The 12,561-nt window shown below is 62.6% G+C and carries 11 protein-coding genes; 8 read left to right on the top strand and 3 right to left on the bottom strand.

Annotation, left to right across the window (positions count from 1 at the left end; all coding sequences use genetic code 11):
- Window positions 1-266 precede the first annotated feature (266 nt).
- Window positions 267-815, top strand: coding sequence for a tetratricopeptide repeat protein (locus QRN22_RS14110; protein ID WP_042555154.1), 549 nt, complete (start codon window positions 267-269; stop codon window positions 813-815).
- A gap of 56 nt (window positions 816-871) precedes the next feature.
- Here the strand turns inward: QRN22_RS14110 and QRN22_RS14105 are convergent, their stop codons facing one another.
- Window positions 872-1,195 (bottom strand): DUF1820 family protein, encoded by a 324-nt coding sequence (locus QRN22_RS14105; RefSeq protein ID WP_042555153.1) that lies wholly within the window; start codon window positions 1,193-1,195, stop codon window positions 872-874.
- 208 nt (window positions 1,196-1,403) lie between these two features.
- On the opposite strand from QRN22_RS14105, the gene miaB reads away from it, so the two are divergent.
- From miaB to lnt, 5 genes are all read left to right on the top strand, one after another.
- Entirely contained in the window at window positions 1,404-2,738 is a 1,335-nt protein-coding gene (gene miaB / locus QRN22_RS14100; RefSeq protein ID WP_042555152.1) for a tRNA (N6-isopentenyl adenosine(37)-C2)-methylthiotransferase MiaB, read from the top strand.
- A 124-nt stretch (window positions 2,739-2,862) separates the two neighbouring features.
- Window positions 2,863-3,882: a PhoH family protein gene (locus tag QRN22_RS14095; protein ID WP_042555151.1), complete on the top strand. Its 1,020-nt coding sequence runs from the start codon at window positions 2,863-2,865 to the stop codon at window positions 3,880-3,882.
- A complete protein-coding gene (ybeY, locus tag QRN22_RS14090; protein ID WP_042555150.1) occupies window positions 3,879-4,337 on the top strand; it encodes an rRNA maturation RNase YbeY in 459 nt (152 codons plus the stop codon). The genes QRN22_RS14095 and ybeY overlap by 4 nt, the downstream gene beginning before the upstream one ends.
- A 25-nt stretch (window positions 4,338-4,362) precedes the next feature.
- On the top strand, window positions 4,363-5,199 hold the full coding sequence (locus QRN22_RS14085) for a CorC family transporter (protein WP_042555149.1): 837 nt from the start codon (window positions 4,363-4,365) through the stop codon (window positions 5,197-5,199).
- 58 nt (window positions 5,200-5,257) lie between these two features.
- Window positions 5,258-6,775 carry an apolipoprotein N-acyltransferase gene (gene lnt / locus QRN22_RS14080; protein WP_042555148.1) on the top strand — a complete coding sequence of 506 codons (1,518 nt, stop codon included), beginning with the start codon at window positions 5,258-5,260 and terminating at the stop codon, window positions 6,773-6,775.
- Window positions 6,776-7,737: 962 nt separating this feature from the next.
- Here lnt and QRN22_RS14075 read toward each other — a convergent pair.
- Window positions 7,738-8,502, bottom strand: a complete 765-nt coding sequence (locus QRN22_RS14075; protein ID WP_042555147.1) for a YdcF family protein — start codon at window positions 8,500-8,502, stop codon at window positions 7,738-7,740.
- 94 nt (window positions 8,503-8,596) lie between these two features.
- Complete coding sequence (locus QRN22_RS14070; protein WP_052493831.1) at window positions 8,597-8,938, bottom strand: hypothetical protein; 342 nt, start codon at window positions 8,936-8,938, stop codon at window positions 8,597-8,599.
- Between the two features lie 179 nt (window positions 8,939-9,117).
- Between QRN22_RS14070 and leuS the strand changes: the two genes are divergently transcribed.
- Both leuS and QRN22_RS14060 read left to right on the top strand, forming a co-directional pair.
- Window positions 9,118-11,724 carry a leucine--tRNA ligase gene (gene leuS / locus QRN22_RS14065; RefSeq protein WP_042555146.1) on the top strand — a complete coding sequence of 869 codons (2,607 nt, stop codon included), beginning with the start codon at window positions 9,118-9,120 and terminating at the stop codon, window positions 11,722-11,724.
- 114 nt (window positions 11,725-11,838) lie between these two features.
- On the top strand, window positions 11,839-12,444 hold the full coding sequence (locus QRN22_RS14060) for an LPS-assembly lipoprotein LptE (RefSeq protein WP_042555347.1): 606 nt from the start codon (window positions 11,839-11,841) through the stop codon (window positions 12,442-12,444).
- Window positions 12,445-12,561 lie beyond the last annotated feature (117 nt).

Raw genomic sequence — 12,561 nt, 5'->3', positions numbered from 1 at the left:
CAGCAGCGTGCGGCGGACCTTCATTGCCGCGCATAATGGTGGAACCTGTCGTTGTGCGGCTGATCGTCTATAAGAGGCGTCAGCCGCCGATTCGAGCCAAATCGGGGTACGATTCGCACGCGACAGCGATGCGCGCGCGCCACGATGGGGCAGAAAAGCAGGCAAACACTTTGTAAGAACGCTGCGGCTTATTTCATAATGTGATGGCGGACGCATTCTTTCCGCCGTCATTCACCCTGTCAGCACCTCGAGGTATCTGGATCTTCATGAAGCGCACCGGCCGCACCCTGTCTCTGGGCTGCCTGTTGCTCCTGCTGCCATTGCTTGCACTGGCGGACGGAAACTCATTGCTGATCCCGGCGACCGGCAGCTGTTCGCTGAACGTCGCCCCCGAAGACCTGCCAGACGCCCTGCAGGCCTGCCAGCAGAGTGCCGACGGCGGCGACGCCCAGGCGCAATACGAGCTTGGCGAATTCTATTACGACGGCAGGGCCACCGAGCGCGACCTCGCCCAGGCACTCAACTGGTTCGAGCGCGCATCGCTACAGGGGCATGCGCAGGCGCAATACCATCTGGGCATGATGTTCTTTCGTGGCGAAGGCGTGGCCGCCAACAACGTGCAGGCCTATATCGTGCTGAAGATGGCTGCGGTCAATGGCTCGGACGAAGCCATGGACAGCGCTGACGAAGTGTCCCTGCAGATGCCCAGAGCGGAACTGGAAGTGGCCACCCAGGTACTGGGGCAGATCTTCCGCAACTACCTGCAGGAACTGCAGGCCGCCGATGGCCTCTCCCCTTTCGCACCGCTGAAATAGCAACGGCGGTGCAACGAAAAGCCGTAGCGCGAGCTGCGGATCGCTTGCGCTGAAACCTATTTTTCCGGCATGGGCATGGGGAACGGCATGATGTTGCCTCCACCCTTGGCCTCGCTGATCTTCGGCGTACCCAGACGCTCGACTTCGTCGATGCGCACGATCGAATGCATGGGCACGAAACTGCGCACCACGCCATCGAACTGAGCCTTGAGCTTTTCTTCGCTTGGGTCGACGACGACCTGGGTACGTTCGCCGAAGACGAATTCCTCGATTTCCAGGAAGCCCCACAGATCGCTCTGGAAGATCTGCTTGGCATACATCTCGTACACCTGGCCCTGATTGAGGAAAATCACCTTGTAGATCGGTTCACGCTTGGTCATGGGTAACGATTGGCTGGCAGTCGAAAAGGGCGCGAATCTTAGCACGGCTCTCGACTGCTTCGTCGCCCCTCTTGTCCATCGATTGTGGCCTCTGTCGACCAAGCCCCCTATAATGCGCGGTCATTTTCCGGGCTGGCCTGCATGGCCGTCGCCGAGGCGACGTCGGAGATGTTTCCTGAACACCTTTTCAATCATTCCAGGCAGTGCCATGACCAAGAAGCTCTATATCGAAACCCACGGTTGCCAGATGAACGAGTACGACAGCTCGCGCATGGTCGACCTGCTGGGCGAGCATCAGGCTCTGGAAGTGACCGATCGCCCGGAAGACGCCGACGTCATCCTGCTCAATACCTGCTCGATCCGCGAAAAAGCCCAGGACAAGGTGTTCTCCCAGCTCGGCCGCTGGCGTGAGCTGAAGCTGGAAAACCCGGATCTGGTGATCGGCGTCGGTGGCTGCGTGGCCAGCCAGGAAGGCGCGGCGATTCGCGACCGCGCGCCCTACGTCGATGTGGTATTCGGCCCGCAGACCCTGCATCGCCTGCCGGAGATGATCGACGCCGCGCGCAGCACCAAGATCGCTCAGGTGGATATTTCCTTCCCGGAGATCGAGAAATTCGACCGCCTGCCCGAGCCACGAGTCGACGGCCCCAGCGCCTTCGTATCGGTGATGGAAGGCTGCAGCAAGTACTGCACATTCTGCGTGGTGCCCTATACCCGCGGCGAAGAAGTCAGCCGACCGCTGGACGATGTGCTGGCCGAAATCATCCATCTGGCCGAGAACGGCGTGCGTGAGCTCACCCTGCTCGGCCAGAACGTCAACGGTTACCGCGGCACCACGCGCGACGGCGGTATCGCCGACTTCGCCGAGCTGCTTTACCTGGTAGCCGCCGTCGATGGCATCGATCGCATTCGCTACATCACCAGCCACCCGCTGGAATTTTCCGACGCGCTGATCAAGGCTCACGCCGAGATCCCGGAGCTGGTGAAATTCCTTCATTTGCCCGTGCAGTCGGGCTCGGACCGCATTCTGGCGGCGATGAAGCGCAACCACACGGCGCTGGAATACAAGTCGCGCATCCGCAAACTGCGGGCGGCAGTGCCGGACATCGTCATCAGCTCGGACTTCATCATCGGTTTCCCGGGCGAGACCGAGAAGGATTTCCAGCAGACCATGAAGCTGGTGGAGGACGTCGGCTTCGACTTCTCCTACTCGTTCATGTACAGCTCGCGTCCCGGTACGCCGGCCGCCGACCTTGTCGACGACACCCCGGAAGAGGTGAAGAAAGAGCGCCTGCAGATGCTGCAGCACCGCCTCAACCAGCAAGGCTTCGAAAACAGCCGTCGCATGGTCGGCAGCGTGCAGCGCATTCTGGTCAGCGACTTCTCGAAAAAGGACCCGGGCAAGCTGCAGGGCAAGACCGAGAACAACCGTTTCGTCAACTTCCAGTGCGACAATCCGCGGCTGATCGGCCAGTTCGTCGATGTGCATATCGACGAAGCGATGCCGCATTCGCTACGTGGCACACTGATCGAGCGCCACTGAGCCCTTCGCCCAGCGAAGGCAGCCAGCCACAAGCGCAGCGCGGTCGTCGGCCGCGCTTTCCCCCGGCGACAGCTAGCGCTATTCTCTGCCTTCAACCCAGCCGACTGGCGGCCAAAATACGACTTTGAATACTTCCATAGAACCTCATCGCTTCACCCTCGAACCTTTCGAAGCCAAGCGCTTCGCCAATCTCAGCGGGCAATTCGACGAGCACCTGCGCCTGATCGAATCTCGTCTGGGTATCGAAATCCGTAATCGCGGCAATCAGTTCGAACTGCTTGGCGAGGCACAACAGACCCAATCTGCTGAAAATCTGTTGCGCCGTCTCTATCGCGAAACTGACAGCACCGAGCTGTCGCCGGATATGGTGCACCTGTTCCTGCAGGAGTCGGGCATCGAGGAGCTGAACAACCCCAGCGCCCATCTCAACATCGCCCTGCGCACCCGCAAGGGCATGATCCGGCCACGCGGCGCCAACCAGCAGCTCTACGTCAAGGCGATCCTCGACCACGACATCAATTTCGGCATCGGCCCGGCTGGTACCGGCAAGACCTACCTTGCCGTCGCTGCTGCAGTGGACGCGCTGGAACGTGAGCAGATCCGCCGTATCCTGCTGGTGCGTCCGGCGGTCGAGGCCGGCGAGAAGCTCGGCTTCCTGCCAGGTGACCTGTCGCAGAAGATCGACCCCTACCTGCGCCCGCTGTATGACGCGCTCTACGAGATGCTCGGTTTCGAGCAGGTCGCCAAACTGATCGAGAAACAGGTGATCGAGGTCGCGCCGCTGGCATACATGCGCGGCCGCACGCTGAACAACAGCTTCATCATTCTCGATGAAAGCCAGAACACCACGATGGAACAGATGAAAATGTTCCTGACCCGGATCGGCTTCGGCTCCACCGCAGTGATCACCGGCGACATCACCCAGGTCGACCTGCCGCGCGGAACCAAGAGCGGCCTGACTCACGTGATCGACGTGCTCAAAGGCGTGCCAGGCATCAGCTTCACCCACTTCAAGCCCAAGGACGTGGTGCGCCACCCCCTCGTGCAACGCATCGTCGAGGCCTACGAGCGCTTCGATGCCGAACATCAGCCGTTTGACCGCCGGCCGGCGGACAACGACCCGGGTGCCAGGTCCGACAGATGATCGAGCTGGATCTGCAAGTCGCCAGTGACGGCGACCACCTACCCACCATTGGTGCCTTTCAAGCCTGGTGTGAGCTGGCCCTGCGCCAGCGCACGGCAGACTCGGAGCTGACCATCCGCCTGGTCGACGAGACCGAAGGCCGCGAACTCAATCACACCTGGCGACACAAGGATTACGCCACCAACGTATTGTCCTTTCCCGCCGACGTGCCTGATGATTTGCTGGATATCCCGTTGCTTGGCGACCTGGTGATCTGCGTGCCGGTGGTCGAGCGCGAGGCTATCGAGCAAGGCAAGACGCTGGAGGCGCACTGGGCGCATCTGGTGATACACGGCTGCCTGCACCTGCTCGGCTATGACCACATCGATGATGAGGAAGCCGAGGAGATGGAAGCGCTGGAACGATTATTGCTCGCCGAGCTGGGTCATCCCGACCCGTACGCCGGCGACGAATGAAAGCAAGGATCCCGAGTAAACCCCCATGAGCGAAGACCGATCGAGCAACGAGCAAAAGTCCTGGCTGAACAAGCTGACCCAGGCTTTTGCTCATGAGCCGAAGAACCGCCAGGAACTGCTGGAAGTCCTGCGCGATGCGCATCAGAACAAACTGCTCGACAGCGAGGCCCTGGCCATCGTCGAGGGCGCCATTCAGGTCGCGGACCTGCAGGTCCGCGACATCATGGTGCCGCGCTCCCAGGTGGTCACCATCAAGGCCACCCAGTCCCCGAAAGAATTCCTCCCGGTGATCATCGAGGCGGCGCACTCGCGCTACCCGGTGATCGGCGAGAGCCTCGATGACGTACTCGGTATCCTCCTCGCCAAGGATCTGCTGCCGCTGCTGCTCGGCGACCAGCCCGACTTCAACATCCGCGACATGCTGCGCCCGGCCACCTTCGTGCCTGAGTCCAAGCGCCTCAACGTGCTGCTGCGCGAGTTCCGCGCCAATCACAACCACATGGCGGTGGTGATCGACGAATACGGCGGCGTCGCCGGCCTGGTGACCATCGAAGACGTGCTTGAGCAGATCGTCGGTGATATCGAGGACGAACATGACGTCGAAGAAGACAGCTACGTCAAGCCGCTGCCCAGCGGCGACTTCCTGGTCAAGGCGCTGACGCCCATCGATCACTTCAACGAAGCCTTCACCACCGACTTCTCGGATGACGAATTCGACACCGTCGGCGGCCTGGTGATGAGCGCCTTCGGTCATTTGCCCAAGCGCAACGAAGTGACGGTGATCGGCGAGTTCCGCTTTCGCGTGCTGAACGCCGACAGCCGCCGCGTGCACCTGCTGCGTCTGACGCCGCTGGCGCGCTGACACGCTGTAGCGCCCTGCCAGGCGGGGCGCCTGCCACTCTCCTCTTTCGAGCATTCCGATGAATCGACTGTTCCGCCCCGGCTGGCCCGGCAATCTGATCGCTCTGCTGGCAGGTGCGCTGACCACCCTGGCGCTGGCACCCTACGACATCTGGCCGCTGGTGCTGCTGTCGATCGCCCTGCTCTACCGCGGCCTGCGTGAACTGACAACACGCCAGGCAGCATGGCGCGGCTGGTGGTACGGTTTCGGCCTGTTCGCCTCCGGCACCAGCTGGGTATACGTGAGCATTCACGACTACGGCGCCGCTTCGCCGCCCCTGGCTGCCTTTCTGACTCTGGGCTTCGTCGCCGGGCTCGGTCTGTTCTTCGCACTGGCCACCTGGTTGTGGGCACGCTGGCTACGCCGCGATGCAGCGCTGGCAACCGATGCCTTGGCGTTCGCCGCCCTGTGGGTTGCCCAGGAAGCATTTCGAGGCTGGTTTCTCACCGGGTTCCCCTGGCTCTACGCAGGTTACAGCCAACTGGACGGGCCACTGGCCGGTCTGGCTCCGGTAGGCGGTGTGTGGCTGCTGTCTTTTGCCCTGGCGCTGAGCGCTGCACTGCTCGTCAACCTGCCACGCCTGTACCGGCACAAGCCGCAATTGGCCGTGGCTCTGGCGCTGCTGATCGCGCCCTGGCTGGTCGGCGCTCTGCTCAAGGGTCATGCCTGGACTTCACCTGCCGGCGAGCCGCTGAGCGTCGCGGCGATTCAAGGCAATGTGGAGCAGAATCTCAAGTGGGACCCGGCGCAGCTCAACGCACAATTGGCGCTGTACCGGGACATGAGTTTCAGCAGCAAACCGACCGACTTGCTGATCTGGCCGGAAACCGCCGTGCCGGTCCTCAAGGAACAGGCCATCGGCTACCTCAGCGTGATGGACCGCTTCGCCAGTGACCGTCAGAGCGCGCTGATCACCGGTGTGCCGATCCGCCAGCCCAACGAGCGTGGTGAGCTGCGTTACTACAATGGCGTCAGCGTGGTGGGCCAGGGCAGCGGCGATTACCTAAAGCAGCGCCTGGTACCGTTCGGTGAGTACGTGCCGCTGCAGGAAGTCTTGCGCGGCCTGATCGCTTTCTTCGACCTGCCGATGTCCGACTTCGCCCGCGGCGAGCACGACCAGCCCCTGCTGGAAGCCAAAGGACAGCGCATCGCGACCTTCATCTGCTACGAAGTGGTCTACCCGGAGTTCGCTGCCGAAATGGCCGCGCAGAGCGACCTGCTGCTGACGGTGAGCAACGACACCTGGTTCGGTAAATCCATCGGCCCACTGCAACATCTGCAAATGGCGCAGATGCGTGCTCTGGAAGCGGGTCGCTGGATGATCCGCGCCACCAACAATGGGGTGACCGCATTGATCGACCCGTTCGGCCAGATCACCGAGCGCCTGCCGCAGTTCGAACAGGGCACGCTGTACGGTGAAGTGCAGCCCATGCAGCACCTGACGCCATACCTGCAGTGGCGCTCCTGGCCGCTGATCGTCCTCTGCAGCCTGCTGGCGGCCTGGGCCCTGATTCAGCGCCGCCGGGATGCGGTATAACGCCAAGGGCAGACCGGGCTGAGCCGGACGGCGGGCTCGGCGGTGGGCTGAAGCCCACCCTACCCCAGGGCATGAACGTAGGGTGGCGCTTTAGCCCACCAAAACCATTCAACGCCGATAGTGGCCGGAGGTTCAAAGCATGCGCTTTGGCACCTCGGGCTGTAGGCGCTGTGGTGGTGGGCTGAAGCCCACCCTACTCCCAGGGGCATGAACCGTAGGGTGGCGCTTTAGCCCACCAAAGCCATTCAACGCCGATAGTGGCCGGACATTCAGAGCATGCGCTTCGGCACCTCGGGCTGTAGGCGCTGTGGTGGTGGGCTGAAGCCCACCCTACCCCCAGGGCATGAAACGTAGGGTGGCGCTTTAGCCCACCAAAGCCATTCAATGCCGATAGTGGTCGGAGGTTCAAAGCATGCGCTTTGGCACCTCGGGCGTGGGCGCGGTGGTGGTGGGCTGAAGCCCACCCTACTCCCAGGGGCATGAACCGTAGGGTGGCGCGTTAGCCCACCAAAGCCATTCAACGCCGATAGTGGCCGGAGGTTCAAAGCATGCGCTTCGGCACCTCGGGCTGTGGGCGCTGTGGTGGTGGGCTGAAGCCCACCCTACCCCCAGGGCATGAAACGTAGGGTGGCGCTTTAGCCCACCAAAACCATTCATGCCTATGGTGGCCGGACGTTCAGAGGATGCGCTTCGGCACCTCGGGCTCTGGGTGTTACGGCGGTGGGCTGAAGCCCACCCTACCCCAGGGCATAAAACGTAGGGTGGCGCTTCAGCCCACCAAAACCATTCAACGCCGATAGTGGCCGGAGGTTCAAAGCATGCGGTTCGGCACCTCGGGCTGTGGGCGGTTTGGGTGGTGGGCCGAAGCCCACCGGGGCGCGTGTGTCGCGGGCTTGACGCACCCCGGGAGCTTACGCCCGCAAGGCAACGGATAGGCTTGCGCCCCATCGAATCGTTCACCACTAACGCCGGTAAGCCAGCGGATAGGCCAGCGAGCCGATCGCTTCATTGAGCAACAAGGTGCTTTGCCAGAAAGCCTTGCCCTCTGGCAGCCAGCCACCCAGGGGGCGGTCATTGGGTACGCCGATGAACCCCACGGGTGCGGCTACCACCTCGAAGCCCGCCTGCTCGAAACTCCAGCGCGAACGTGGCATGTGCCAGGCCTGGGTAACCAGCACCACGCGGCGCACGCCTTCGGGCTGCAGCATGGCAGCGCTTTCCTGCGCATTTTCCCAGGTGGTGCGGCTGCGCTCTTCGCGCCAACGCACTTCGACCCCCAGATCCTCGCGCATCACCTCGGCCATCAGCGCCGCCTCGCTCGGCGGTCGACCGAAATGCAGCCCGCCAGTGGTCAGAACCGGCAACCCGGAGGCCTTGGCCAGGCGTGCTGCATAGCGGGTGCGCTCCAGCGCCATCGCACTGGGCTGATCGCCGCCCCAGGCCGGGTCAGCAGAATCGCGCCCGCCGCCCAGAACGATGATGGCGTCCGCATGCTGCGCCAGGCCAGCCCACTGTTCATGGGCAACCGCCGGCTCACGCTCTATCGCTCGCGCCATCCACTCCACGGTGATCGGCAGGCTCATCAGCCACAGGCCACCCAGGCCGACCGTGAAACAGCAGGCCGCCAGACGCGGAAAGCGCCGACGCAGAAACCAGGCGAGTAACAGCAGAAGCAGAAGAATGCCGGGCGGCATGAAGAATTGCTTGAGCATGTAGCGAAGCGGCATCGAGCACCTCCGGGAAAGGGTCGAAGCCTAGAGGCTGGCGCCGTTTCAGCGCAAGCCGGCAATCGTCGAGACGCAGAAGCGATGTCGACAGCAGCTACGCATCGGGCAGAACCACCGCGGATGGCCGCCACGGCTGGCCCGGACGAGAAACCTGGTGGCGCTTGAACGGAGGCGCCAGTGGCTCCAGGCTCACCATGCCTGAGCGATACTGCTGCGCAGCAGTGGCGTGCCAGCCCTTCAACCAGTCCTGATCACTGGCCAGATAGGCCCTGATCAGTTCCAACTCGGCAACGGACAGACCGCGCACCTCCATATCCCCGGACGGCTTGTCGGACAGACGCGCCAGACTGTCGGCATCATCGAGCGCCAGCGTCAGCCGCTGCAGCAATCGTCCGTAAGGATCGTCCTGGTTTTCAATACCTGTCGAATGCCCCATCGCACACCTCGTGGCTGGACGCCATCAGGCAAGCTTAGCGTTCGCTCCGCAGAGAGCCGGGTACCGCGACAAACGGTGATGCCCCCGCCCGACAGAGCAATCAGCGTTTCCCTCCGTCAAGGGGGGTCATGTATGCTACGGCGTTTCCCGAAAGCCCCTTTCCCTAGCGCAAAGTAGCCATGCACGAACAGTATCAGCCACGCGAAATCGAAGCCGCCGCGCAATCCCACTGGGATTCGCAGAACTCCTTTGTAGTCAGCGAACAGCCCGGCAAGGAGACGTTCTACTGTCTGTCGATGTTCCCCTACCCGAGCGGCAAGCTACACATGGGGCACGTGCGCAACTACACCATCGGCGACGTGATAGCGCGTTACCAGCGCATGCAGGGCAAGAACGTCCTGCAGCCCATGGGCTGGGACGCTTTCGGCATGCCGGCGGAAAACGCCGCGATGAAGAACAACGTGGCGCCGGCCAAGTGGACCTACGAAAACATCGATTACATGAAGACCCAGCTCAAGAGCCTGGGCCTGGCCATCGACTGGACCCGTGAAGTCACCACCTGCAAGCCGGACTACTACCGCTGGGAACAATGGCTGTTCACCCGCCTGTTCGAAAAAGGCGTGATCTATCGCAAGAACGGCACCGTCAACTGGGACCCGGTCGACCAGACCGTGCTCGCCAACGAGCAGGTCATCGATGGCCGCGGCTGGCGCTCCGGCGCGGTGATCGAGAAGCGCGAAATCCCCATGTACTACTTCAAGATCACCGCCTACGCGGATGAACTTCTGAGTAGTCTGGATGAACTGGATGGCTGGCCTGAACAGGTCAAGACCATGCAGCGCAACTGGATCGGCAAATCGCGCGGCATGGAAGTCCAGTTCCCCTACGATCAGGCGTCCATCGGCGAAACCGGCACCCTGAAGGTGTTCACTACCCGCCCCGATACCCTGATGGGCGCGACTTACGTCGCCGTGGCCGCCGAACATCCGCTGGCCACCCTGGCGGCGCAGAACGACCCCGAATTGCAAGCGTTCATCGCCGAATGCAAAGGCGGCAGCGTGGCTGAAGCCGACGTTGCCACCCAGGAGAAGAAGGGCCGGCCGACCTCGCTGTTCGTCGCACACCCGCTGACTGGCGAAAAGCTGCCGGTCTGGGTCGCCAACTACGTGCTGATGCACTACGGCGACGGCGCAGTCATGGCCGTACCCGCTCACGACGAGCGCGATTTCGAATTCGCCATCAAGTACCAGTTGCCGATCAAGGCCGTGGTACGGACCAGTGCCGGTGACGAAACACCTGCACCCTGGCAGGCCGCGTACAACGAACATGGTCAACTGATCAATTCCGGCGAATTCGACGGCCTGGATTTCGAAGGCGCATTCGACGCCATCGAGGCGGCGCTGATGCGCAAGGCGCTGGGCAAATCGCGCACCCAGTTCCGTTTGCGCGACTGGGGCATCAGCCGCCAGCGCTATTGGGGCTGCCCGATCCCGATCATCCACTGCGATACCTGCGGTGACGTGCCGGTGCCGGAAGATCAACTGCCGGTCGTGCTGCCCGAAGACGTGGTGCCGGACGGCGCCGGCTCGCCCCTGGCACGCATGCCCGAGTTCTACGCATGCAACTGCCCGAAATGCGGCGCACCGGCCAAGCGTGAAACCGACACCATGGACACCTTCGTGGAATCGTCCTGGTACTTCGCACGCTACGCCTCGCCACACTACACCGGCGGCATGGTCGACCCGGCCGCAGCCAACCACTGGCTGCCGGTGGACCAGTACATCGGTGGCATCGAACACGCGATTCTGCACCTGCTCTATGCGCGCTTCTTCCACAAGCTGATGCGTGACGAAGGCCTGCTGTCGTCCAACGAGCCGTTCAAGAACCTGCTGACCCAGGGCATGGTGGTTGCCGAAACCTACTACCGCACCCTGGATAACGGCGGCAAGGACTGGTTCAACCCGGCCGATGTCACCGTCGAGCGTGATGCCAAGGGCAAGGTGATCGCTGCCAAGCTGGCAAGCGACGGCCTGCCGGTAGAGATCGGCGGCACCGAGAAGATGTCCAAGTCGAAGAACAACGGCGTCGACCCCCAGGCGATGATCGATGCCTACGGTGCCGATACCTGCCGTCTGTTCATGATGTTCGCATCGCCGCCGGACATGAGCTGCGAATGGTCCGACGCCGGCATCGAAGGCGCCAACCGCTTCCTGCGCCGTGTCTGGCGCCTGGCCCAGAGCCACGTCAGCCAGGGCCTGCCGGGGGTGCTGGATACCACCAGGCTGGACGACGCGGGCAAGGAAGTGCGCCGCGCCATCCATCTGGCGATCAAGCAGGCTTCCCAGGATGTTGGCCAGCACCACAAGTTCAACACGGCCATCGCTCAGGTGATGACCCTGATGAACGTGCTGGAAAAGGCGCCTCAGGACACCGACCAGCAGCGCGCACTGCTTCAGGAAGGCCTGGAAACCGTCGCCCTGCTGCTCGCCCCGATCACCCCGCACATCAGCCACGAACTGTGGCAGGAGCTGGGTCACGAGGAAGCGATCATCGACGCCTCCTGGCCAGCCGTGGACGAATCGGCTCTGGTGCAGGACAGCCTGCAACTGGTGATTCAGGTCAACGGCAAGCTGCGCGGCCAGATCGACGTGCCGGCCGACGCCAGCCGCGAAGCGGTCGAAGCCGCTGCGCGCAGCAACGAAAACGTACAACGCTTCACCGAAGGGCTGACGATCCGCAAGGTCATCGTGGTGCCCGGCAAGCTGGTCAACATCGTCGCCAACTGAGGCGACAACTGAGGTGTCGGCATGCTGCCGGCACCGGGTCAACGTATCGGCAACGCAGGCACCCGTGCCTGCCCATGCTGGCCAGCGGAGCCGGCGGGACAAGGGGATAACGAGATGATCAAGCGCAATCTGTTGGTAATCGGTCTGGCTGGCCTGCTCGGCGCATGCGGCTTCCAGCTGCGCGGCACCGGTGACGTGCAGTTCGCCCTGAAGGAGCTGGAGGTCAGCGCCCGGGACAGCTACGGCGATACCGTACGTGACGTACGCGAAGTGCTGGAGAACAACGGCGTGCGCGTGTTCCCGGGGGCCGCCTACAAGCTGTACCTGGCCAACGAACAGGAAAGACAGCGCTCCGCCAGCTACACCAGCTCCGCGCGCAGCGCCGAGTACGAGCGCACCATGACCCTGAACTACGAGATTCGCGGTGCCAAGGATCTGTTGCTGCTGAGCAACCAGCTCGAAGTGCAAACCTATTACGTGCAGGACTCCAACAACCTGATCAGCAACGATCAGGAATCGGCGCAACTGCGCACCGAGATGCGTCGTGACCTGGTACAGCAACTGGCCCAGCGCCTGCAGCAGATCACTCCGGAGCAGCTCGACGCACTGCAGCAAACCGCTGAAGCCAAGGCCAAGGCTGAAGCCGAAGCCCTGGAAGCTGCACGCCAACGCGAAGCCGCACAGCCGCAGCAGTCGCCCATCGAACTGCCGGTGCAGTAAGAACCTTGTTCGCGATCTTGGTGTACTTGGCAAAGAGAACCCGTATCCCTATGGATCGACGGCAATAAGGCGCAAGCGCTCATCGGCGCAGTATCTGTGGGAGCGGGCCATGCCCGC

The organism is Pseudomonas sp. MEJ086, assembly GCF_030209025.1.
GTDB lineage: Bacteria > Pseudomonadota > Gammaproteobacteria > Pseudomonadales > Pseudomonadaceae > Aquipseudomonas > Aquipseudomonas fulva_A.
Note: the sequence above shows the minus strand (reverse complement) of the source record. Positions and strands in the feature narration are given on the sequence as shown.